23 protein-coding genes and 1 tRNA gene (1 of these 24 only partly in view) are annotated in these 23,650 nt (G+C 50.5%); 12 read left to right on the plus strand and 12 right to left on the minus strand.

Going from position 1 to position 23,650, the window contains the following annotated elements:
- The first annotated feature begins 10 nt into the window (after positions 1–10).
- Both HMPREF2711_RS00890 and dcm read left to right on the plus strand, forming a co-directional pair.
- On the plus strand, positions 11–1,408 hold the full coding sequence (locus HMPREF2711_RS00890; protein ID WP_003749349.1) for a protein NO VEIN domain-containing protein: 1,398 nt from the start codon (positions 11–13) through the stop codon (positions 1,406–1,408).
- Entirely contained in the window at positions 1,405–2,388 is a 984-nt protein-coding gene (gene dcm, locus HMPREF2711_RS00895; protein WP_003749346.1) for a DNA cytosine methyltransferase, read from the plus strand. Before HMPREF2711_RS00890 ends, dcm begins: the two co-directional genes overlap by 4 nt.
- A 90-nt stretch (positions 2,389–2,478) precedes the next feature.
- Here the strand turns inward: dcm and hrpA are convergent, their stop codons facing one another.
- The 4 genes from hrpA to HMPREF2711_RS00915 all read right to left on the minus strand — a co-directional run bounded on the left by hrpA (position 2,479) and on the right by HMPREF2711_RS00915 (position 5,634).
- Entirely contained in the window at positions 2,479–3,873 is a 1,395-nt protein-coding gene (hrpA, locus tag HMPREF2711_RS00900) for an ATP-dependent RNA helicase HrpA (RefSeq protein ID WP_003749344.1), read from the minus strand.
- Positions 3,874–3,981: 108 nt separating this feature from the next.
- Positions 3,982–4,368: a ribosome silencing factor gene (gene rsfS / locus HMPREF2711_RS00905; protein ID WP_002246503.1), complete on the minus strand. Its 387-nt coding sequence runs from the start codon at positions 4,366–4,368 to the stop codon at positions 3,982–3,984.
- A gap of 58 nt (positions 4,369–4,426) precedes the next feature.
- Entirely contained in the window at positions 4,427–5,032 is a 606-nt protein-coding gene (gene nadD / locus HMPREF2711_RS00910) for a nicotinate-nucleotide adenylyltransferase (RefSeq protein WP_070615201.1), read from the minus strand.
- A 17-nt stretch (positions 5,033–5,049) separates the two neighbouring features.
- The gene (locus HMPREF2711_RS00915) at positions 5,050–5,634 is read right to left on the minus strand and encodes a beta-class carbonic anhydrase (protein WP_036493603.1); all 585 of its coding nucleotides are present in this window, start codon (positions 5,632–5,634) and stop codon (positions 5,050–5,052) included.
- 120 nt (positions 5,635–5,754) lie between these two features.
- Between HMPREF2711_RS00915 and HMPREF2711_RS00920 the strand changes: the two genes are divergently transcribed.
- Together HMPREF2711_RS00920 and HMPREF2711_RS00925 are read left to right on the plus strand one after the other, a co-directional pair.
- Positions 5,755–6,645: an NUDIX hydrolase gene (locus HMPREF2711_RS00920; protein WP_070615204.1), complete on the plus strand. Its 891-nt coding sequence runs from the start codon at positions 5,755–5,757 to the stop codon at positions 6,643–6,645.
- 15 nt (positions 6,646–6,660) lie between these two features.
- Positions 6,661–7,602: an ABC transporter ATP-binding protein gene (locus HMPREF2711_RS00925; protein ID WP_070615207.1), complete on the plus strand. Its 942-nt coding sequence runs from the start codon at positions 6,661–6,663 to the stop codon at positions 7,600–7,602.
- Between the two features lie 255 nt (positions 7,603–7,857).
- Here the strand turns inward: HMPREF2711_RS00925 and HMPREF2711_RS00930 are convergent, their stop codons facing one another.
- The 6 genes from HMPREF2711_RS00930 to HMPREF2711_RS00955 form a co-directional block, all read right to left on the minus strand.
- Positions 7,858–8,781 (minus strand): hypothetical protein, encoded by a 924-nt coding sequence (locus HMPREF2711_RS00930; protein ID WP_070615211.1) that lies wholly within the window; start codon positions 8,779–8,781, stop codon positions 7,858–7,860.
- A gap of 93 nt (positions 8,782–8,874) precedes the next feature.
- The gene (locus tag HMPREF2711_RS00935; RefSeq protein WP_070615216.1) at positions 8,875–11,706 is read right to left on the minus strand and encodes a valine--tRNA ligase; all 2,832 of its coding nucleotides are present in this window, start codon (positions 11,704–11,706) and stop codon (positions 8,875–8,877) included.
- Positions 11,707–11,802: 96 nt separating this feature from the next.
- Positions 11,803–12,612 carry a zinc transporter ZupT gene (zupT, locus tag HMPREF2711_RS00940; protein WP_002224778.1) on the minus strand — a complete coding sequence of 270 codons (810 nt, stop codon included), beginning with the start codon at positions 12,610–12,612 and terminating at the stop codon, positions 11,803–11,805.
- Between the two features lie 180 nt (positions 12,613–12,792).
- On the minus strand, positions 12,793–14,049 hold the full coding sequence (locus HMPREF2711_RS00945; protein ID WP_070615219.1) for a D-amino acid dehydrogenase: 1,257 nt from the start codon (positions 14,047–14,049) through the stop codon (positions 12,793–12,795).
- An 82-nt stretch (positions 14,050–14,131) separates the two neighbouring features.
- A complete protein-coding gene (locus tag HMPREF2711_RS00950) occupies positions 14,132–15,523 on the minus strand; it encodes an alanine/glycine:cation symporter family protein (protein WP_036493589.1) in 1,392 nt (463 codons plus the stop codon).
- A 304-nt stretch (positions 15,524–15,827) separates the two neighbouring features.
- Positions 15,828–16,670, minus strand: a complete 843-nt coding sequence (locus tag HMPREF2711_RS00955) for an ATP-grasp domain-containing protein (protein ID WP_070615222.1) — start codon at positions 16,668–16,670, stop codon at positions 15,828–15,830.
- Between the two features lie 124 nt (positions 16,671–16,794).
- On the opposite strand from HMPREF2711_RS00955, the gene HMPREF2711_RS00960 reads away from it, so the two are divergent.
- From HMPREF2711_RS00960 to HMPREF2711_RS00980, 5 genes are all read left to right on the plus strand, one after another.
- On the plus strand, positions 16,795–18,030 hold the full coding sequence (locus HMPREF2711_RS00960; RefSeq protein ID WP_070615224.1) for an FAD-binding domain-containing protein: 1,236 nt from the start codon (positions 16,795–16,797) through the stop codon (positions 18,028–18,030).
- A gap of 147 nt (positions 18,031–18,177) precedes the next feature.
- Positions 18,178–18,897: a septum site-determining protein MinC gene (gene minC, locus HMPREF2711_RS00965; RefSeq protein ID WP_003749320.1), complete on the plus strand. Its 720-nt coding sequence runs from the start codon at positions 18,178–18,180 to the stop codon at positions 18,895–18,897.
- Positions 18,898–18,923: 26 nt separating this feature from the next.
- Positions 18,924–19,739 carry a septum site-determining protein MinD gene (minD, locus tag HMPREF2711_RS00970; protein ID WP_003749316.1) on the plus strand — a complete coding sequence of 272 codons (816 nt, stop codon included), beginning with the start codon at positions 18,924–18,926 and terminating at the stop codon, positions 19,737–19,739.
- Positions 19,740–19,742: 3 nt separating this feature from the next.
- Complete coding sequence (minE, locus tag HMPREF2711_RS00975; RefSeq protein ID WP_003680625.1) at positions 19,743–20,006, plus strand: cell division topological specificity factor MinE; 264 nt, start codon at positions 19,743–19,745, stop codon at positions 20,004–20,006.
- Positions 20,007–20,009: 3 nt separating this feature from the next.
- Complete coding sequence (locus tag HMPREF2711_RS00980; RefSeq protein ID WP_003749313.1) at positions 20,010–20,930, plus strand: hydrogen peroxide-inducible genes activator; 921 nt, start codon at positions 20,010–20,012, stop codon at positions 20,928–20,930.
- A gap of 63 nt (positions 20,931–20,993) precedes the next feature.
- Here the strand turns inward: HMPREF2711_RS00980 and HMPREF2711_RS00985 are convergent, their stop codons facing one another.
- On the minus strand, positions 20,994–21,206 hold the full coding sequence (locus HMPREF2711_RS00985) for a glycine zipper 2TM domain-containing protein (RefSeq protein WP_003684747.1): 213 nt from the start codon (positions 21,204–21,206) through the stop codon (positions 20,994–20,996).
- A gap of 254 nt (positions 21,207–21,460) precedes the next feature.
- Here HMPREF2711_RS00985 and HMPREF2711_RS00990 point away from each other — a divergent pair, with 254 nt between their 5' ends.
- Positions 21,461–21,910, plus strand: a complete 450-nt coding sequence (locus tag HMPREF2711_RS00990; RefSeq protein ID WP_003749312.1) for a CopD family copper resistance protein — start codon at positions 21,461–21,463, stop codon at positions 21,908–21,910.
- 33 nt (positions 21,911–21,943) lie between these two features.
- The gene (locus HMPREF2711_RS00995; protein ID WP_003749311.1) at positions 21,944–22,918 is read left to right on the plus strand and encodes a TerC family protein; all 975 of its coding nucleotides are present in this window, start codon (positions 21,944–21,946) and stop codon (positions 22,916–22,918) included.
- 69 nt (positions 22,919–22,987) lie between these two features.
- Here HMPREF2711_RS00995 and HMPREF2711_RS01000 read toward each other — a convergent pair whose 3' ends face one another.
- Positions 22,988–23,419, minus strand: coding sequence for an Ag473 family lipoprotein (locus HMPREF2711_RS01000; RefSeq protein ID WP_003749309.1), 432 nt, complete (start codon positions 23,417–23,419; stop codon positions 22,988–22,990).
- A 182-nt stretch (positions 23,420–23,601) separates the two neighbouring features.
- On the opposite strand from HMPREF2711_RS01000, the gene HMPREF2711_RS11170 reads away from it, so the two are divergent.
- Positions 23,602–23,650: transfer RNA gene (locus HMPREF2711_RS11170), tRNA-Lys, on the plus strand (it continues 127 nt past the right edge of the window).

The raw sequence follows: 23,650 nt of genomic DNA on the forward strand, positions 1-23,650 counted from the left end.
ATATAACATTATGTTTAACCCCGATATTCAATATCGTTGCGACATTATTCGCGGTAAAGCACAAAAAGAATTAGATGATTTATTGCCAACTTATTCCACGATTGTGGCGGATATTTGTCCAGCCGATGAAAACATCTTTAATCAACAATTTAACAATAGATTATCGCAATCTTTTTATCAGAAAAATTACAATGAATTAGGCAAAAATCAACAGAAAACCATTAGAAATCATATTACTGAAATTGCAGGTAAATTATTTGGTTTGTACTTCAAAAAAAATGGTTTGGTATATGAAAGCCCAAGTAATAGTAAATTAGTAAACGACCAAGACCAACCTGCATTTTTTAAAAATTTATGCTTAAATTTTCAATTCCCAAACGGTACACAAAAAATTCAAACCATCGCAGAACGTATTAACAAGCAGATTAAATTCAAACCGTTTCATTTTATTTTGGCGTTATTGGCAGAAGCGGAACAGGTAAAATTTACCATAACTACTTACCATATTGGCTATTATGTATTGAATGCGTTGGAAGTGCTGCAAGGCAAAGTTACACCAAAAGAAGTATTGGATACGATTATTTCTAATAGTCAAAAGAATTCATTAAAACGTGTTCCTGTAACATCTCACGATTTTCAGCACATTAGAGAATTGTTGAATTTATTGGTATTGGCGAATTTGATTGTGATTGATGAAAACCGAAGCAGCAAAGCCATACAATTAAATCATTATGAAAATCAGTTAATTAAATTATTTATCAAAGAATACAATACGCCACTTCAATTTGATATTTACCAATTTGATTTAAATGCAGAACACATTGGCAAACGCATTGAAATGGAATGGGCAGAATATTTTGCTCAAATCGCTCTACAAAATGCTCAAGTTTTGAATACAGTTTTGCCATATCAACATCAGGTAAGTAAAAAAATAGACAAAAATGAATTAGGTAAAATGGGCGAAAAATTGGTATTTCAGTTAGAGCAAGAACGTGTGAGAAAATACAATCAACGCTTAATCAATCAAGTTCAGCTTGTAGGTGAAATTCGTGGTTTGGGCTATGATGTAAAATCAGTTGCCGCTGATGAAAGTCCAAATAATCCTGATTTTGATAGATTTATTGAAGTGAAATCAACCATTCGTGTTACTTCACCTGATTTAGATAATCACGATTGGATAGACACTGTTAATTTAACACGCAAAGAATGGGTTGCTGCGGAGCAATTTCAGGCAGCCTACATGATTTATCGTGTGTATTTTACAGCTCACAAAATTTATATTCGCAAAATAATCAATCCTTTTGAGAAGAATAAACAGGGGATTATTTACGTTATGCCAACCATGTATCGCATCGATTTTGGGGCAAATAGCGTAGATGATTCGGTTGAAGTGGATAATGTTTTATGAGTGAAAAATTAAAAGTTGTATCGTTGTTTTGTGGTTGTGGTGGTTCTGATTTGGGATTATTGGGCGGATTTGAATACTTGGGGCAAACTTATCCTAAATTGCCGTTTGAAATTGTTTACGCTTTGGATTTTGATAAATTTGCTGTGCAAACGTATAACGCTAATTTTGAACACCCTGCGATTTGTGATGATATTAAGAATTTAAATATTCAAGAGCTTGATGATTTTGATTTATTATTAGGCGGTTTCCCATGCCAATCTTTCAGCACAGTTAATCCCAGTAAAGACACCAATGACGCACGTGCTAATTTATATAAAGAATTGGTAAAAGTATTGCAAACCAAACAGCCTAAATATTTTATTTTTGAAAATGTTAAGGGTTTGATGACTTTACAAAAAGGGAAAATTTTACAAAAAGTATTAACCGAATTTAAACAAGCAGGATATGAAGTTCAATATAAATTATTGTTGGCAGCAAATTTCGGTATTCCGCAAAAACGTGAACGTGTATTTATGGTAGGTGTTCGCAAAGATATTCAGAAACACTATACATTCCCTATGGAAACTCATGCCGAACAGCCTAATTTATATCAAAAACCTTTTGTAAAATTAGAAAAAATCATTACTACCTTGGCGATTGATAATCCTAAATATTATTTTTCAGAAAAAGCTGTTTTAGGCATGAAAAATGCGAAAAATAACATGAAACGCGGTTTATATCAGGATTTGCAAGGACAATGCTTAACTATTACGGCACATTTGGCAAAAACCAGTTTAAACTCACGAGACCCAGTTTTATTGGTTGATAAAGACAAAGAATTATATCGCCGTTTTACACCGCGAGAAGCGGCTGGTATTCAATCATTCCCTGATACCTTTCAATTTCCTGTGAGTGATATTCAGGCATATCGGCAAATTGGCAATGCCATTCCGCCTGTATTGATGTGGCACGTTGCCAATGCGTTAGCGGAAATTGTGTAGTATTCAGACAGTCTGAAAATGCAAAATACCATCTGAAATTTATTTTCCAAGCGGTATTTTTGTGTAATTTCTTTTTCTAGTTGTTTGAAATCACATTTCCTCCACCGCTCCCAATTCCAGCAATACCTGAAAACCGTCATTGATATACCGTGAATCGGGCATTTCTAAAAATGGGAATGCCGCTACGTCGCCCAGGTTCAGCGATGCCATGCGCAGGATGACGGCGGCGAGGTTGCTGCGGACGATTTCCGGGTCGGTAAATTCGGGGCGGCTATTGAAATCTTCTTCTGAAAATAAGCGGATACACACGCCTGCGGAGACGCGGCCGCAGCGGCCGGAGCGTTGGCGGGCGGCGGCTTGGGAGATTTTTTCGACATGAAGCTGCTCCACTTTCGCCCGCGCGGAATAGCGTTTGACGCGCGCGAGGCCGGTGTCGATGACGTATTTGATGCCCGGCACGGTGAGCGAGGTTTCGGCGACGTTGGTTGCCAACACGATGCGGCGTTTCGCACCGGAGGGGTGGAAGATTTTGTGCTGTTCGGCGTGCGACAGGCGCGCGAACAGGGGCAGGATTTCGTCGTTGCGGCGCAGCGTGGATTTGCGCAGGGCTTCTGCCGCTTCGCGGATTTCGCGTTCGCCCGGCAGGAACACCAAAATATCGCCTTCGCCGTAGCGCGCCAATTCGTCGGCCGCATCGACAATCGCGTCGGTCAGCTCGACTTCTGCCTCGTCTTCGTCTTTGCTGGTCAGCGGTCGGTAGAGGATTTCGACGGGATAGGTGCGTCCGCTTACTTCTAAAACGGGCGCGCCGTTGAAGTGTTGGGAGAAGCGTTCTGCGTCTATCGTGGCCGAGGTAATGATGACTTTCAAGTCGGGGCGGCGCGGCAGGAGTTGTTTCAGGTAGCCCAAGAGGAAGTCGATGTTCAGGCTGCGCTCGTGCGCTTCGTCGATGATGATGGTGTCGTAGGCGGCGAGATAACGGTCGGTCTGGGTTTCCGCCAGCAGGATGCCGTCGGTCATCAGCTTGACGCAGGCATCGCGTGAGGTGTGGTCGGTAAAGCGCACCTTATAGCCCACCGCGCTGCCGATTTCGGATTTCAGCTCTTCGGCAATCCGCTCCGCCACCGAACGCGCGGCCAAACGGCGCGGCTGGGTATGCCCGATCAAGCCTGCCGCCCCACGTCCGAGTTCCAAACAAATCTTGGGCAGCTGCGTGGTTTTGCCCGAACCGGTTTCGCCGCAAATAATCGTTACCTGATTCTCGGCAATGGCTTTTTTGATTTCGTCGAGCTTATCGTGAACAGGCAGCGTGTTGTCGAACTCAGGCTTGGGCAGTTTGGACAGGCGTTGCAGATAGAGGTCGTGCGATTTTTTGTATTTTTCCTCAACCTTGGCCAAGCCGCCGTATTTATTGGGGTTTTTAAAGGCAGAACGCAGAAAATGGCGGTCTTTGGAAAGGGTTTGGGTGAAATCGGGTTGCGGCATGATGGTGCAATAAATTGAATAATGTGAAAAGAATGGAATTATAGCAAAAGGCCGTCTGAAACTTGAAAGCAAGCAAGTTTCAGACGGCCTTTGTATGGATAAACCGTTTTAGTCGGCGGCGTGCCAAGGTTTTTGCATACCGGCGTGGAAACTCGGTTTTTCTCCGCCCCACAAGGTGTCGATGTCGTAGAAGTCGCGCACGGCAGGGAGCATGACGTGGACAACGAGGTCGCCTGCGTCGACAAGCGTCCATTCGCCGCTGTCGCCTTCGGTGCTGAGGATTTCAAAACCGGCTTCTTTCAAATCGACGGCAACGTTGTTCGCCAGTGCTTTGACTTGGCGTGTGCTGTCGCCACTGGCAATAATCATGCGGGCAAACAGGGAGGTTTTGTCTTGGGTTTCCAAAACGGAGATGTCTTTGGCTTTGATGTCTTCGAGGGCGTTTACGGCCACTTCGACCATTTTTTGCAGGTCTTGCAATTCTTGTTCGTTCATTATTTTCCTAGTTGAAATGTTTTCAGACGGCATTATAGCTTATCTGCCTGAATAAACGCTATTTTTCATAGAGTTTGTGTTGGCGGATGTATTGGGCGACCGGTTGCGGCAGGCCGTCTGAATGGTGCGTTTTGGCAAGATTGGCACGGATTTGGGTGGAGCTGGTGTTGTGCAGCGGCGCGTTGAGGATGCGGACGCTGCCGTTTTGCAGGGCTTCGCCGAGCCACGCGTGCAATTCGCGCGGGGTTTTGTTGAGGTTGTCGCCTTGGCGCATGGCGACGGCGATATGGGTCTGGCGCACGAGGGTTTGCCATTTTTTCCATGTGTGCAGCTGCATCAGGCTGTCGCTGCCCATCAGCCACCACAGTTGCGCTCCGGGAAACTGCTGGCGGAAGATTTGGACGGTGTCAAACGTATAAGTCGCGCCGTCGCGGACGATGTCGCAGTCGCTGGCGGCGAATCTCGGCTCGTCGGCGATGGCGAGTTCGACCATATTGAGGCGCTCTTGTGCCGGCGTGCGCGTGCTGTCTTTGTGGTACGGGTCGCCTGCCGGCAGGAAGACGACAAGGTCCAAACCGATTTCGTCGGCAAAGGCGCGGGCGATGTGGAGGTGGCCGTTGTGGATGGGGTCAAACGTGCCGCCGAATAATCCGATGTTTTTCATTTTGGGTGGTGTCTGCGTTAGATGTTTTGGCCGTCTGAAGCGGGCAGGCTGCCGTCAACAATCAGGTTGAGCTTGCCTGTGGTCGGGTGGATGACCAGGCCGTGGACGGCGATGTTGTCGGGCATCAGCGGATGTTTGCGAATCAGCTCGACGGTATGGCGCACGCTGTCTTCGACATCGTCAAAACCGGTCAGCCAGCCGTCCAAATCGATACCGGCATTGCGCAGGGTTTCGATGCGGTCGTCGGGGATATTGCTGTCGTGTACGCGTTGGAGGAACTCTTCGGCGTGTAATCCGCGCATACCGCAGTCGTGGTGGGCAATAACCATGATTTCTTTGACTTTGAGTTCAAATACGGCCACCAACAAACTGCGCATTACCGAACCCCAAGGGTGGGTCACCAGCGCACCGGCGTTTTTGATGAGCTTGGCATCGCCGTTTTTCAAGCCTAAAGCATTGGGCAACAATTCGATAATGCGTGCGTCCATACAGGAGAGGATGGCCAGCTCGCGGCCGGGGTATTTGTTGGTAAAGTATTTTTCGTATTCGCCTGTTTCGACGAAATGTTGGTTATAGGCGAGGATTTCGCTCAATTCGCTCATGATGTGCTCGTTTCGGATGGTTTACTCTATTATAGCGGTTTTCGGGTAGTGCGGTTGTTTTGCAAATTCGCCGTAAACGGCTAAAATCAACGTATCTTTAGTTCTTTTGGAGGATGTGCCGTGTCTCAGTCTTTCCGCTTTGAACAGGTATTCGCGTCCGATGTCCACGATGCATTGTGGGATTGGGCGCAAACCAGCTATGGCGCATCCGACGATTGGTGCATTCTGTATCTTAACGGCCTGCCTTTAGGCCGTTTGAACCCGTTATGGCGCGAACGCCTCGGGCAAGATTGGACAGGCAGGCAGTCAACCCTTTCAGACGGCCTGAATTTGGAAACCGACAGCTGGCCGGAAATGGGCGACAGTTTGCAAACGCTGGCGCAACAATGGCGCGAATGCGGTTGGCTCAAGGGTTGGCGCGGTGAAAAGTTCGACATCTGCGACCAGTCGGGCAAGCCTTTATGCGCACTCGAACGCGCCGCCTTCCGCCCATTCGGCCTGATGAGTCAGGCAGTGCATTTGAATGGATTGGTCGAAACAGAAGACAGTTTGCGCTTTTGGATAGGCCGCCGCAGTCCGCACAAAGCCGTCGATCCGAACAAACTCGACAACCTGACCGGAGGCGGCATCAGTAGCGGCGAGAGGCCGTCTGAAGCTGTCTGCCGCGAGGGTGAAGAAGAAGCTGGCATTCCCGCTTCGTTAACCCCCCATATCCGACCGACCGCCCAAATATATAGTTTGCGCCCCGTTAATCGCGGTGTCCACAACGAAATCCTGCATATCTTCGACATTATCCTGCCCGAAGACTTCCAACCCGCCAACCAAGACGGCGAAGTCGCCGGTTTTGAACTGATGGACATCCCCACCATGCTCGAAGCCATGTTGGGCGGACACATGATGCACGATGCCCAGCTGGTTACGCTTGAAGCCTGCCGTCGATACGGCCTGATTGACCTCAAACATCCGCTGTCCGCATGGCTCGACAGCATCCGTTGCCGACCCCATTTTTAAAGGCCGTCTGAAACCATGTTGCAACTCAAAAACATCAACAAACGCTTCGGCAGCAAAACCGTTGCCCAAGACATCAACCTAAACGTCGAAGCAGGCGAAATCCTCGCCGTACTCGGCCGCTCCGGCTGCGGCAAATCCACCCTGCTCAAAACCATAGTCGGCCTGGTGCGTCCCGACAGCGGCGAAGTCTGGCTCAACGGCAACAACATCACCGACATGCCGTCTGAAAAGCGCAATATCTCGCTGATGTTTCAAGACTACGCCCTTTTGCCGCATTTGTCCGCCCTCGACAACGTCGGCTTCGGCCTCAAAATGCGCCGTCTGCCCAAAGCCGAAATCGAAGAACAATCCATGCAGGCCTTGCGCGACATCGGTTTGGAACACGAAGCGCAACGCAAACCCGAAAGCCTCTCCGGCGGCGAACAGCAACGCCTCGCCCTCGCGCGCGCCCTAATCACGCGCCCGTCGCTGTTGCTCTTGGATGAAGCCTTCTCCAGCCTCGACACCCACCTGCGCCACCACCTGCGCACCCTGACCGCCGAACGCATCCGCAGCCAAAACATCCCCGCTATCCTCGTGACCCACTCCGCCGAGGAAGCCTGCACCATGGCCGACACCATCGCCATCATGCACGAAGGCCGCATCCTCCAACACGGCACGCCGGAAACCCTTATCCGCCGCCCCGTCAACGCCCAAGCCGCCCTGCTGCTCGGTTTGGCCAACACCGACGACACACGCTACATCCCCCAACACGCCATCCGATTCGACCCGAACGGCACGGCCGTCCGCATCAGTGAATCCGTCCCCCTCGCCGAAGGCACACGCCTCACCCTCGCCCATCCGCAATACGGCGATTTGATTTGGTATCCCCACGCCGACCACGATACGGATAAACCGCAAACCGGACAGGAAATCCGCATCAGCGTGGATGAAGGTCAGATTGTTTGGTTTGATTGAATTTGATGGATTGAGAAAAAGAAAAAGGCCGTCTGAAAAGCAACAAACACCGTCATTCCCGCGCAGGCGGGAATGACGGCGGATGGGTTTGGGGCGGGGGAAAGGTTTCAGGCTGACTTGGGGAAGGGCAACCTGAAAATGGGGAGGCCGTCTGAAAGAGCAGTTTCAGACGGCCTTTTGGTCGCTTGGGTTGTAAACCCAACACAAAACAGATGATTTAACGGTTTTGTTGGGTCTTGACCTAACCTACGCTTGCTACGAGTCTTCCGAAGTTGTTGAGTTTTGATTCGATGTATATTGCGTTGACCTTGCAGTAATTTGCACACGATTCTCCATCGGAAACGGAATTAAATATTTCTGATATTTTCTTGATAGAATTTGAACTCTAGGCGATAGAGAAGGAATACGTCTTTCCATGTTTTCATCAATTTTATCTTGCCCGTTTTTCTCTAAAATATGATTTATTTCTTCCCAATCATCTTTATCTAGTTGATATGCAGCACCGTTCTTGACTTCTTCTATCGGATCGATGATTTTCATATTTAGAGACTGGATGGCTGATGATTTGATCAATTCATATTTATCTGAATACTGATTTAAACATATTATTGCATCAAAAGCTTCTCTATTTCCCCCATTAAGGTCTGTGTAATTTAAAAAATTGACGATTAATAAAAAGTCATTTGATTCAAGTCTTTTAAATAGTGGGTGGTTATATTCATAACAAGGTCTTGCTGCTTTATTCTTATCATTGAAATCGATTAAATTAACTTTCCCATATAATTCATTAATTATTTGTTCCCTTCTGAGAGTTGCGTCATAAGATGAGTTAATAAATAGCAAAAAAGAAAAATTTACTTTTTCTTTCATTGATATATTTTCTAAAGAAGATCGTATTTGTCTGTTGGCTGATCTCATAATTGTAGTTAGCATACTATTTGTATGGTTGTAACCATTAGATATGTAAACTTCGCCATTTGATAATTTTTCTTCTCTGCTTTTATTTTCATCATCATCGGCTTCTTTGAGTTTTACTTCAACAAGGAAATTTTCATTTTCCAATTTAACAAGAAAATCAGCAGTTTTGGTTTCTCCTGTTGCAAGCTCCTCTCCATTATTTAAGATTTTAAATCCCAAAGTTTCTAAAATATCTTTCCCTAATTTAGATGATTTTTCCATTTTCACATTCCTATTTAATTATTTTTCTAAGAAAAGGCAGCCTGAAAAATCATTTTTGACTTTTCAGGCTGCCTTTCTCACAACCAAACAATACTACCCTTTCAACTTCGCCAACTGCCCTTCCACTTTTCCCATCTTATCCATCAACTCCGCCAAATCCGCCTTATCTTTTTCCACCAGATGCGCGGGGGCTTTTTCGGTGTAGCCGGGTTTGGAGAGTTTGGCGTTGAGTTTGTCCAAGGCTTTTTGCAGCTTCTCGGCTTCTTTGCTCAAACGGGCGGTTTCGGCGGCTTTGTCGATTTCGACTTTCAGCATCAGGCGCGCGCCGTTGCAGACGGCGACAGGTGCGTCTTCCGCTTCGGGCAGGCTGTCCACCAGCTTGGCTTCGGTCAGTCGGGTCAGCGACGGCAGGTATTTAAGCAGGCCTTCGAGTTCTGCGCTACCTTCGACGAAGAGCGGCGCTTTGACGTTTGGCGCGATACCCATTTCGCCGCGCAGTTTGCGTACTTCTTCCACCAAGTCTTTCAATGCGGCCATTTTGTCGAAGGCCGTCTGAACGATTTGTTCTTTATCGGCTTGCGGATAGGCGGCCAACATGATGCTGTCGGCGGTTTTGGCATTCGCCAGAGGCGCAACGACCTGCCACAGCTCTTCGGTAATGAAAGGCATGATCGGGTGCAGCAGGCGCAGGATGGTTTCGAGTACGCGCACGAGGGTGCGGCGTGTGGTGCGCTGGGTTGTCGGGCAGCCGGTTTGGATTTGCACTTTTGCCAGCTCGATGTACCAGTCGCAATATTCGTTCCACACAAATTCGTACAGCGTTTGCGCGGCAAGGTCGAAGCGGTAGGTTTCAAAGGCTTCGGCAACTGCGGCTTCGGCTTGTTGCAGTTTGCCGATAATCCATTGGTCGGCGAAGGTAAACGCCAACGGCTGCATTTCGTCTTGACCGCAGTCTTTGTCTTCGGTGTTCATCAACACGAAGTTGGTGGCGTTCCACAATTTATTGCAGAAGTTGCGGTAACCTTCGGCACGTTTGAAGTCGAAGTTGACGCTGCGGCCAAGGCTGGCGTAGCTTGCCATGGTGAAGCGCAAGGCGTCCGCTCCCATGCTCGGAATGCCTTCGGGGAAGAGTTTTTTGGTTGCTTCTTCTACTTTCGGCGCGGTTTCGGGTTTGCGCAGGCCGGTGGTACGTTTTACCAGCAGTTTTTCCAAGTCGATGCCGTCGATCAAATCTACAGGGTCGATGACGTTGCCTTCGGATTTGGACATTTTTTTGCCTTCGTGGTCGCGCACGATGCCGTGGATGTACACGTCTTTAAACGGTACTTTGCCGGTAAAGTGGGTGGTCATCATAATCATGCGCGCCACCCAGAAGAAGATGATTTCGTAGCCGGTGACCAAGACGTTGGACGGCAGGAAGGCTTTGAGTTCGTCGGTTTCAGACGGCCAGCCGAGCGTGGAGAACGGTACAAGCGCAGAGGAGAACCATGTATCCAATACGTCTTCTTCGCGGGTCAAACCGGTTTTACCGGCTTGTTTTTCGGCTTCTTCCTGATTGCGGGCAACATACACATTGCCTTCGTTGTCGTACCACGCGGGGATTTGATGACCCCACCACAATTGGCGCGAGATGCACCAGTCTTGGATGTTGTTCATCCATTGGTTGTAGGTGTTGACCCAGTTTTCAGGGATAAAGCGCACTGCGCCGCTATCAACGGCTTTTTTGGCTTTGTCGGCGAGGCTCAAGCCTTTGAACTCGCTGTCAGGCTCGCCGCCGTTTGGCGTGGCGGACATGGCAACAAACCATTGGCTGGTCAGCATCGGCTCAATCACTGAGCCGGTACGGTCGCCTTTCGGCGTCATCAGCGTGTGCGGTTTGATTTCGACCAAGAAACCTTGTTCCTGCAAATCGGCAACCATTTGTTTGCGCGCGGCAAAGCGGTCCAAGCCTGCATATTTTTCAGGCAGGGCAAAGCCTGGTTGCGCTTCGCCTTTGAAGTTGAACACTTCGGCGTTTGCCAGCACTTTGGCTTCCAAGTCGAACACATTAACCAAGCGTGTGTCGTGGCGTTTACCGACTTCGTAGTCGTTGAAGTCGTGCGCAGGCGTGATTTTCACGCAGCCGGTACCGAAGTCTTTTTCAACGTATTCGTCGGCAATCACGGGAATGGTGCGGCCGGTCAGCGGCAGGATTAATTCTTTACCAATCAAATGGGTGTAACGTTCGTCTTCAGGGTTGACGGCAACGGCAACGTCGCCCAGCAGCGTTTCAGGACGGGTGGTCGCCACGATAACGGCTTCGGCAGGATTATCCGCCAGTGGATAGCGGATGTGCCACATAGAGCCTTGTTCTTCCACGCTTTCCACTTCCAAATCAGACACTGCGGTACCCAATACCGGATCCCAGTTCACCAAGCGTTTACCGCGGTAAATCAAGCCTTGCTCAAACAGGCGCACAAACACTTCGGTTACGGTTTCGGCACGCACGTCGTCCATCGTGAAATACTCGCGCGTCCAGTCGGCAGAGCAGCCCACGCGGCGCATTTGTTGGGTAATCGTGCCGCCGGAAACTTCTTTCCATTCCCACACTTTTTCTAAGAATTTTTCACGCCCCAAGTCATGACGGGACACGTTTTGCGCGGCAAGTTGACGCTCGACCACGATTTGCGTGGCGATACCCGCGTGGTCGGTGCCCGGAATCCAGGCGGTGTTGCAGCCTTTCATACGGTAGTAGCGGGTCAGGCCGTCCATGATGGTTTGGTTGAAGGCATGGCCCATGTGCAGCGTGCCGGTTACATTGGGCGGCGGCAGTTGGATGGAGAAAGACGGTTTCGTCAAATCCATATCAGGCTGGAAATAGCCCTGCTCTTCCCAGTTTTGATAATGTTTGGATTCGATTTCGGCTGGATTGTATTTGTCTAACATGATGGAACTTTGTGAAATTAAGGTTATTTTTGATGTGCGGATTATAACGCAAAAAGGCCGTCTGAATCATTTCAGACGGCCTTTGGCATACGGGTTTTAAAAATGGAACAATACCAGGCTGACGGCAATCACCGCCATGCCCGTTGTCAGGCCGTAAACGGTTTCATGGCCGTCTGAATAGCGTTTGGCGGCCGGCAACAACTCGTCCAACGCCAAAAACACCATCACGCCGGCTATCACGCCGAACACCGAGCCAAACACGGCAGGCGACAAAAACGGCTGCAAAACCAAATAGCCCAAAGCCGCCCCCAAAGGCTCGGCCAAACCGGATAGCAGACACGCCCATACCGTTTTCTTCCGGCTTCGGGTGGCAAAATAAACCGGCGCGGCGATGGAAATGCCCTCCGGAATATTATGGATGGCAATCGCCAACGCCAAAGGCATCCCGACCGCCGGATTTTCCAAGGTGGCAAAAAACGTTGCCAAACCTTCGGGGAAATTGTGCGCCGTAATCGCAAACGCCGCCATCATACCGACTCGCGCGATATGGCGGCGTTTGCTTTCTTGAAACGACGGGTCTTGCGCGTCTAAAGTTTCATGCGGGTTCGGCACCAGGCGGTCAATCAGCGCGATGCCGCCCATCCCAGCCAAAAATGCCATGGTCGCCGCCGCAAACGCGTGGTCTTTATCATAAATTTCAGCAAACGCCTCGCTGGATTTGCTGAAAATCTCCGTCAGGGAAACATACACCATCGCACCGCCGGCAAATGCCAAACCAAACGACAACACGCGCGGATTGGGCGTTTTGGAAAACATCACCAAACCGCTGCCTAATACGGTAAACAAACCGGCAGCCAGCGTGATGGAAAAGGCAACGGCCAAATTGGACATCGAAAAATCGGGCATGAGAAAACCTGCGCTAAAAGCTGGGACAGGTTCAGACTAACACTTTTTAATGCGTATGATAATAGTTATTATTTATTTTATTGATTGGACGCAATACTCATAAAGCTAAGGGACGTCTGAAAAATATTTTTCAGACGGCCTTTAAGTTTGAAATATCACCAAACCTTATCGCTTTCCAGCTTAAGCCTGATAGCGCGACAGGCTCAAGTCGTCGCTGCGGATTTCGGTGTCTTTGCCGCTCACGATATCGGCGGTCAATTTTGCCGAACCCAGCGACATGGTCCAGCCTAAAGTGCCGTGGCCTGTATTCAGGAACAGGTTTTCAAAACGGGTGCGGCCGATTAACGGCGTACTGTCGGGCGTCATCGGTCTGAGGCCGCTCCAGAACAATGCCTGATTCAAGTCGCCGCCTTCGGGGAATAAATCGTTGACGACCAAAGCCAATGTTTCGCGGCGTTTTTCGGGCAGTTTGATTTCGTAGCCCGATAATTCCGCCATGCCGCCGACGCGGATTCTGTTGTCGAATCGTGTGATGGCGACTTTGTAGCTTTCGTCCAAAACGGTGGACACCGGCGCGCCGTCTGAGTTTGTGACAGGCAGGGTCAAGGAATAGCCTTTGATGGGATAAATGGGCAGATCGAGATCCAACTGCGCCAAAACTGTCCTGCTGAAGCAGCCGAGCGCGCAGACAACGGCATCTGCTTCAAGCCGCTCTGTTTCGGTTTCAACGGCTTTGATGCGCAGCCCGTTGTGGTCGATGCGACTGATGGTCTGGTTGAAGTGGAACTGTACGCCCTTTTCCTGACACAATTTGTACAGGTTTTCAGTGAAGAGGTGGCAGTCGCCGGTCGCATCCGCAGGCAGATGCAGGCCGCCGGCAATTTTGGCGGTAACGCGCGCCAGCGCAGGCTCGAATTCTGCGCATTCTTCGGGTTTCAGACGGCTGTACGGCACGCCGTAGCGTTCTAAAACGGCAATGTCTTGTTCTGCCGCTTCAACTTCTTTGGCTTGGCGGAAAATCTGCAACGTCCCTTTTTTGCGCCCTTCAAAATTCATACCGGTTTGCGCTTCAAAACGGCGAAACATTTCACGGCTGTATTCGGAAATCCTGACCATGCGCTCTTTATTGATTTGATAGCGCGCTGCCGTGCAGTTTTGCAGCATTTGCCACAGCCATTCGATTTGATACAGGCTGCCGTCAGGGCGAAACAGTAAAGGTGGATGGCTTTTAAACAGCCATTTCAGCGCTTTGGTCGGGATGCCGGGTGCCGCCCAGGGCGTGGTATAGCCGTAAGAAAGCTGGCCTGCGTTGGCAAAACTGGTTTCCATCGCCACGCCCTCGGCGCGGTCGATGACCGTTACTTCATGTCCTGCCTCTGCCAGATACCACGCGGAAGATACGCCTGCCACTCCGGCACCTAAAACAAGCACTTTCATTTTTCTCCTCCTCTGACTTTTTTCAAAACAAACTGATATCCATCGGGCCGTCTGAATATTCAGATTCAGACGGCCTTGGACATCAATGCGGCAATTCGCCGTTTTTGATTTTTTGTTTGAAGTCTCGCGTTTCATTGACGATGACTTTAGCCATCAACAAAAGCGCAATCAGGTTGGGCAATGCCATCAAGCCGTTGAATGTGTCCGAAGCCAGCCACACCAAATCAAGGCTCAACACGGTCCCCAGCATAACTGAAGAAACGTAGCCCACGCGGTACAGTCCGGCAAAGCGTTCGCCGAAAACGTACACCGCGCATTTCTCGCCGTAATAACACCAGCCGAGAATGGTTGAGTAGGCAAAGAAAATCAGGCCGATGGTGACAATCCAGCCGCCGATGCCGGGCAGCATTTTTTGGAACGTGACGGTTGTCAGTGCCGCGCCGCTCAATTCAGGTTTCACAAACTCGCCGCCTGCACCGAGCAGACCCATAACCAACACGATACCGGTAATCGAGCAGACAACGATGGTGTCCAAAAACGTACCGGTCATAGAAACCAAAGCCTGACGGACGGGATGGTCGGTTTTCGCAGCAGCGGCGGCAATCGGTGCAGAACCCATGCCCGCTTCATTGGAGAACACGCCGCGCGCCACGCCGTAGCGGATGACCGTGCCGATGGCACCGCCGGCCACAGCCTGTGCACTAAACGCATCGGAGAAAATCAGTTTGACGGCAGGCATCAGTGCGTCAGAATTCACGACAATAATGGAAATACCGCCCACTACATAAAATACTGCCATGGCAGGCACGATAAAGGACGCCGCTTTGGCGATGCCCTTAATGCCGCCTAAAAGCACGATGGCCGTTAATACGGTCAATATCACGCCGGTGTAGGCAGGTTCGACGCCGAAGCTGGTTTGCACTGCCTGCGCAACCGAGTTGGACTGCACCGAGCTGCCGATACCGAAGGAAGCGAATGTACCGAACAGCGCAAATGCGACGGCCATCCATTTCCAGTTTTTGCCCAAGCCTTTTTCGATGTAATACATCGGGCCGCCGGACATTTCGCCTTTGGAGTTGGTCACGCGGTATTTCACCGCCAACACGCCTTCGCCGTATTTGGTGGCCATACCGAAAATGGCGGTCATCCACATCCAAAATACCGCGCCCGGGCCGCCGGTTACCACCGCAGTCGCCACACCGGCGATATTGCCCGTACCGATGGTGGCCGACAGCGCGGTCATTAGCGCTGCAAAATGGGAAATATCGCCTTCGTGGTCTTCACCGTCTTCATGCTTCTTTGACGGCACAAACGCCTGTTTCAACGCATAACCCAACATGGTGAACTGCAAGCCTTTCAGCAAAACGGTCAGCAAAATGCCCGTACCGACCAGCAGCATCAACATAATAGGCCCCCAGACCCAGCCGCTGATGGTTTCAAAAAAGGCTTTGAGATTGTCTAAAAGCAATTGCATGGTTTTTCTCCTTTGTCTGTTTTATTTTTTTAAAACACCACTTTTCTGTAGTGTCCTGTAATTTCAGCACAGAATGTTTAAGATTACAACATATTTATTTTCAAAAGTTTTTCGTATTTTTACCCTAAATAAAACCCAATCGACACCAAGAAAATTGTTTACAATCCAGAGCAGGCCAAGACCCCAGCCCAATTAAAATGACAAATAAAAGCATGCTTTAAAACATCTTCCTGCCAACTGTTTAAAAAAATTCAGGCCGTCTGAAAAAAGTCTTTCAGACGGCCTGAATGCGCGTGCCGCAACCCTATTTCAGCAACCCGGCCAACACTCGGGCAAAACGCTCCGCCGCGCCTTCGCTGGTGTGCAGGTACAGGGCAGGTTCAATGAGTTCCAACTCATTGAGCAGGAAGGTGTCGCCAATCAGTGTGCCGTCCACGCGGGCGTAAACCGGCATTTGCGGCAAGGCGGCCAGTACATCTTGCGCGGCACGGACGGCAAACTCGGGCGACTCGATACCGAACACCGACACGCCATAGGCCGAGTTGGCGCGCCATTCGCCTTGAGGCGGCTGACGGCGTACGGCATGGCTGAATACGCCGTTGAAAAACACCAGCGAGGTTTCTCCCGCCGTTTCGATTTCGCGGATATAAGGTTGAACAATCATGCCTTGCGGATAATCCGCCATATCCACGTCCAATGCCTCCGCACAAACTTTGACTACGCCTTTGCCGCTCTGCCCGAATGCGGGCTTGACGACTGCTTCCGTCCAGCCTTGTTGTTTCAGAATATCGGCCAATTTGTCTTTGTGCGCGGGAACGAACACGCTGGGAATCACTTGCACGCCGCGCGCCGCCAAATCGCACAAATACGTCTTTTCCATATTCCAAGCCATCAATTCGGGCGGATTGATAAAACGCTGTCCCGCCTGCCCGGCATGCTCCAGCCATTGGCGGAAGGCTTCGGGTTCGGCGGCATAATCCCATGCGCACAAAGGCAGCAAAAACGGCGCGGACGGATGGTTTTGCCACGCGTCAAATACGGTTTTCACACCCATGGTTTCCAAATGCGCCGCCAATGTTTTCAGGTTGTCCGGCGGTTCGGGATAGGTTTGGCAGGTAATGAGTGCCAAAACGGTTTGCTCGGTCATGGTTGCATCTCGTTGCTAAAACCAAAATTATATAGCGAAATCAAACCAAAAGATTTTTCAGACGGCCTGATACATAAGGCCGATTCTGATAAAATGGTTTCCCCTTTTCCGTCGGAACATGCTCATGAAATCTGCCCACGTCCTTGTCTGGTTCCGCCGCAACCTCCGCCTGCACGACAATGCCGCGCTTAATGCCGCCGTTGCAAGCGGTTTGCCCATCGCCTGCGTCTGGGTCAGCCAAAGGCCGTCTGAAAACCACAATCCGCGTCAAAGCCTGTTCCATTATCAAGCCGCGCAAGAGCTGCATACCCGTCTGGCGGCACACCATATTCCTTTATATGCCGTCGCTTCCGACGAAGACCTCCTCCCCTTGGCCGCTTCGCTCCATGCCCATACCATCATCACAGACGAAGCCTACACCGAAGCCGAAATCCGCCAAGACAACCTCCTCTGGCACAATTTCGACCGCGCAGGCATTGCCCTGCAACACGCCAACGACCGCGGCATTTTGGCCAAATCTCCCCTCATGGATGCCAACGGCCTGCCCTACACCGATTTTGCCGCCTATAAACAAGCATGGTTGCAGGCTTACTCAGGACAAAGGCCGTCTGAAACCGAATTGCCTGTTCAAACCGGACAAAGCGTTCCACCGTTTCCAGCCCATACCGGCGCAGTATTGCCTGCCTATCAGCAGGGCGGCGAAACCGCGGCCTTAACGCAATGGCACGCGTTCAAACAGAATTTGGTTCACTACCCGATTACCCAAAATTTTCCGGCACGAAAAAACACCAGCCTCCTCAATGCCTACCTGTCCGCAGGCTGCATTTCACCGCGCCTGCTGGCCGCCGAAAGCTTGGCAAACCGACATTTCGAGTGGCTGGACAAGCTTATTTTCCGCGACTACTGCTACCAGCTCGCCTACCACCGCCGCCTACCCGAAACAACCGATGCCGCCCCGGTGCGCGAATACTGGCGCAACGGCCAAACCGGCGTGCCCATCATCGACGCCTCCATCCGCAGCCTCGTAGCCACCGGCCACTTACACCCTGTTCTCCAGCAGCTGTGCGCCCACTATTTCTGCCATGCGCTAAACCTCGACCCCAACCAAGGCATCGCGTGGACAGCCTCCGTCCAAACCGGCACCGACCCTGCGCTCAACCAAGCCAACTGGCACCTTGCCGCCCAAGACACAACCACCGTCCGCTATGCCCACCGTTCGCACCAAATCGACCCCGACGGCAGCTACATCCGCAGTTACCTCCCCGAATTGGCACACCTGCCGTCCACCCTCATTCACACCCCGTGGGCGGCTGCCGATGACATCGACACACACGGCTACCCCTTCCCCAAGGCCGTCTGAAACAGAGCTTCACACCAAAAAACCACACTAAACACAACTAAAAAACGCCCAAACAAAATATTTTGGTTTCAGACGGCCAAACAGATTGAATAGCCAAGATTTACACGGTAAACTTACATCATTAAAAAATTTTATTATTTCATTACAATGAAACCCGCATTCGACATAAAAACGTCACGTTTGGACGTCTTATCCATCCATCTGCACACCGCAGATTTAACCGAATTGGAAGAATTCCTGCGCCAACTGGCAGGCCAGTCCCAAGACGAATTCGTTCCCTTTATTTTAGACGTACAAGATTTCGACCATCCCGAATCCATCGATTTGGGCGGCATGATTTCCCTGTTTGCCCGTTACGGCATGCAAATCTTAGGGCTGCACCACACCAGCGACACATGGGCGGCGGCGGCGGCGCGTTACCACTTGGTCTTCAAACAAGGCAACGCCACCCAGGCAGCCGACACACAGGCAGCGCCCACCCCGCGCCAAGCACCGCAGCCGCAAGACGTACAGGCCACCGTCATCAACAATCCGACCGTATTGGTCAGCACGCCCGTGCGTACCGGCCAGCAGGTGTACGCTGAAAACGGCGACCTCATCGTCACCGGCATCGTCAGCCAAGGCGCAGAACTTATCGCCGACGGCAACATCCATATTTACGCCCCCATGCGCGGCAGAGCGTTGGCCGGAGCAAAAGGCAACACCAACGCGCGCATCTTCATCCATTCCATGCAGGCCGAGTTAGTCTCCGTTGCCGGCATCTACCGCAACTTCGAGCAAGACCTGCCCGAGCATCTGCACAAAAAACCCGTACAAGTATCATTGCAAGACAACCGACTGGTTATCAGCGCAATCGACGCCGAATAAACATCAGTACTTAAAAAGGAAATATCGTGTCCAAAATCATCGTAGTAACTTCAGGTAAAGGCGGCGTAGGCAAGACCACTACCAGCGCCAGCATCGCAACCGGCCTGGCCCTGCGCGGCCACAAAACCGCCGTAATCGACTTCGACGTCGGTTTACGCAACCTCGACCTGATTATGGGTTGCGAACGCCGCGTCGTGTATGACCTCATCAACGTCATCCAAGGCGAAGCCACACTCAACCAAGCCCTGATTAAAGACAAAAACTGCGAAAACCTCTACATCCTGCCCGCCTCGCAAACCCGCGACAAAGACGCGTTGACCCGCGACGGCGTCGACAAAGTGATGAAAGAGCTGTCCAGCAAAAAAATGGGCTTCGAGTTCATTATCTGCGACTCCCCTGCCGGTATCGAACAAGGCGCACTGATGGCGCTCTACTTTGCCGACGAAGCCATCATCACCACCAATCCGGAAGTATCCAGCGTCCGCGACTCCGACCGCATCTTGGGCATTTTGCAAAGCAAATCCCGCAAAGCCGAACAAGGCGGCACAGTTAAAGAACACCTGCTGATTACCCGCTACTCCCCAGAGCGCGTGGCCAAAGGCGAAATGCTGTCGGTACAAGACATCTGCGACATCTTGCGCATCCCGTTGATCGGCGTGATTCCCGAATCACAAAACGTCCTGCAGGCCTCCAACGCCGGCGAACCCGTCATCCACCAAGACAATGCCGCCGCAGCCGAAGCCTACAAAGACGTTATTGCCCGCCTCTTGGGTGAAAACCGCGAAATGCGTTTCCTTGAAGCCGAGAAAAAAGGTTTCTTAAAACGACTGTTCGGAGGTTAATACATGTCACTGCTCGATATGCTGTTCGGCAGAAAGCCGAAAACCGCCACCGTCGCGCGCGACCGCCTGCAAATCATCATCGCGCAAGAACGCGCACAAGAAGGCCAAGCTCCGGATTATCTGCCGACCTTGCGCAAAGAGCTGCTGGAAGTCCTGTCCAAATACGTCAACGTATCATTGGACGACATCCGCATCTCCCAAGAGAAACAAGACGGCTTGGACGTTCTTGAGCTGAACATCACCCTGCCGGAACAAAAAAAGGCTTAACACATGACCTTGACCGAATTGCGTTACATCGTAGCCGTCGCACAAGAACGTCACTTCGGACGTGCCGCACGACGCTGCTTTGTCAGCCAGCCCACCCTCTCCATCGCCATCAAAAAGCTGGAGGAAGAGCTGTCGGTATCCCTGTTCGACCGTAGCAGCAACGACATCATCACGACCGAAGCGGGCGAGCGCATTGTCGCCCAAGCCCGCCGGGTTCTGGAAGAAGCAGAACTCATCAAGCACCTTGCCAATGAAGAGCAAAACGAATTGGAAGGCGCGTTCAAACTCGGCCTGATTTTTACCGTTGCCCCCTACCTTCTGCCCAAGCTCATTACCGCGCTGCGTGAAACCGCGCCGAAAATGCCGCTGATGCTGGAAGAGAACTATACCCACATCCTGACCGAGTCGCTCAAACGCGGCGATGTCGATGCAATCGTCGTTGCCGAACCGTTCCAAGAGCCGGGCATCGTAACCGAGCCTCTGTATGACGAACCTTTCTTCGTCATCGTTCCCAAAGGCCATCACTTTGAAGAACTCGATGCCGTTACGCCTCAGCTTTTGAGCGAAGAACAAGTGTTGCTGCTGTCAGAAGGCAACTGTATGCGCGACCAAGTGTTGGCAAGCTGTTCCGAATTGGCTTCCAAGCAAAAAATCCAAGGTTTGACCAATACCCTGCAAGGCAGCTCCATCAACACCATCCGCCACATGGTTGCCAGCGGCCTGGCCATCAGCGTCATGCCGGCTACCGCATTGACCGAAAACGACCACATGCTTTTCAGCATTATCCCGTTTGAAGGCACTGCACCGCACCGCCGTGTCGTTTTGGCTTATCGCCGCAACTTTGTCCGTCCGAAAGCACTGACTGCGTTGCGTACTGCCATTTTGCAATCGCAACTGACCGGCGTAACCTTCGTCAACGAATAAACCGCAAAACAAAAGGCCGTCTGAATATTCAGACGGCCTTTTTATTTTTAACCGAATAAAGGATTAGTAGCGGGTATGAACTTGACTGCCGATAACGCCACCCAAAGCCGCGCCACCCAAGGTAGAGCCGGTATCGCCACCAATCAAATTACCTGCCACGCCGCCCAATACCGCACCAGCAGCAGTGTTGCGTTGGGTTTGAGTCATATTGGCACACGCGCCCAAAGAAGCGGCCAGCATGATCAAGGTCACAGTTTTTGCAAAAGTTTTCTTCATGGTTTGATTCTCCATCAGGGGTTAAGCTTTATATAGAACAGTATGGCACAACCTTTCATTAATATATTTTCTGATAAGTAAAGACAGATTAAACTAAGATAACGCCCTTGACGAACGGTTAAATGCAAAAACAAACGGCAATTCCAAAAGAATATTTATAAAATTTAATATATTTGGCATAAAATTGCGCATACATCAACTGTATTCGGTAGTGATACAATGACGACTTGTCTGAATTACCGGAAACACCCGTCATGAGTATCTACGCACTGGCACACATCATCCACGTTTATTGCGCGATTGCCTTTGTCGGCGGCGTATTTTTCGAAATGCTGGTCCTCTCCGTTTTACACACCGGCCGCGTTTCGCGCGAATCGCGCCGCGAAGTCGAACGTGCCATGTCCTATCGTGCCGTCCGCGTGATGCCGCCTGTCGTCATTACCCTGTTCATCAGCGGCATCGTGATGGTGTACAACCGCTACCTGCCGATACTGCACCACCCATTCGACAGCTCCTTCGGCATCATGCTGAGCATCAAAATCCTGTTGGCAGTAAGCGTTTTGGTACATTTTGTCATCGCCGTCGTCAAAATGGCACGGCACACCCTCACCGTCGGCTGGTCGAAATACATACACGCCGTCGTATTCAGCCATATGCTGTTTATCGTCTTTTTTGCCAAAGCAATGTTCTACCTGTCTTGGTAAACCTTACCCTTCCCCCACACACAAGGATTGTTTATGACCCAATACCCGTCCGTCGGCTCGCCGATGTTTTACGGCATCTTCTTTATTGCCGTCTTAATCATGATCGCCATCGATATGGTGTCGCTGAAAAAAAATGGCGTCCACAAAGTCAGCATTAAAGAAGCCCTCGCTTGGAGTGGCATTTGGGTGGCCGTATCCTGCGCATTTGCCGGCTGGCTCTATTTCGAACTGGCGGGCAACCCGGCTTACGGTGCCGCTGTCGCCAAAGAAAAAGTCCTCGAATTCTTCACCGGCTATGTGCTCGAAAAATCCCTTGCCGTCGACAACATCTTCGTTTTCCTGATGATTTTCGGCTACTTCAAAGTCGAACCCAAATTCCAACACCGCGTCTTGCTCTATGGCGTATTCGGCGCCATCGTCCTGCGCGCCATCATGATTTTCATCGGCGCGGCACTGGTACAGCAATTTGAATGGATTCTTTACCTTTTCGGTGCATTCCTGCTCTATACCGGCATCCACATGATGAAACCCGAATCGGAAGAAGAGGAAGACCTTTCCCAAAACAAAATCCTGACCCTGCTCAAAAAAGTCATCCCGACCAGCCCACAGTTTGACGGTGAAAAATTCTTTACCATTGAAAACGGCAAACGCATCGCTACGCCGCTTTTACTGGTATTGATTATGATCGAATTGAGCGACGTCATCTTCGCCGTGGACAGCATTCCCGCTATTTTTGCCGTCACCACCGACCCGTTCATCGTCCTTACCTCCAACATTTTTGCCATTTTAGGCCTGCGTGCCATGTACTTTTTGCTGGCGGATTTTGCCGAACGCTTTATCTTCCTCAAATACGGCTTGGCCTTCGTGTTAAGTTTTATCGGTATCAAGATGCTGATTATGCACTGGGTGCATATCCCGATTTCCATTTCCCTATCCGTCGTCTTCGGCGCACTGGGCGCATCCATCCTGACTTCTTTGGTGTACACGCGTCAGCAAGAAAAAAAATAATCCGCCGATACAAAAAGGCCGTCTGAAAAACATTTTTTCAGACGGCCTTTTCAAATATCGGACACCGGCTTATTTAGCAGCATCTTTCAATTTGTCGGCAGCTTCTTGAGTTGCATCGGCAGCTTTACCCAAAGCATCTTTAGCCGCATCTTTGGCAGCGTCTTTAGCTTCGCCCACAGCAGCTTTTGCATCGTCCAAAGCTTTGTCGCTGGCTTCTTTAGCACCATCGATGGCTTTACCGGTAGTTTCTTTAGCATCGGAAATTGCTTTCTCCGCAGTTTCCTTCGCATCGGCACCGGCTTCTTTAGCGTCAGAAACAGCCTGTTCAGCAGCGCCTTTAGCTTCGGAAGCAGCAGCATCAGCAGCAGAAGCCGCGTGTTCGGCAGCAGCGTTCACATCAGAAGCAACGGCAGAAGCCGCTTCTTGAGTTTCCTGTTTCGCCTCTTGAGAACAAGCAGCCAAACCAGCCACCATCATCGCAGCAATCAATAATTTTTTCATGTTGTATATCCTTTGGTCTAAAAAATATCCATCAGAACTGATAGATTAGAAAATCATAACATAATTAATACTCGGCAACGGGAGAATTAACGCCAAATAACAACCGATTTACGTTTTTTGAAAAAAATTTCAAAAAAACAGTTGACGGAAAGAAACAAGCTCCCTATAATGCACAGCCTATCGGGTCGTTAGCTCAGTCGGTAGAGCAGCGGACTTTTAATCCGTTGGTCG

It is taken from the genome of Neisseria sp. HMSC070A01 (assembly GCF_001810165.1).
Lineage (GTDB): Bacteria > Pseudomonadota > Gammaproteobacteria > Burkholderiales > Neisseriaceae > Neisseria.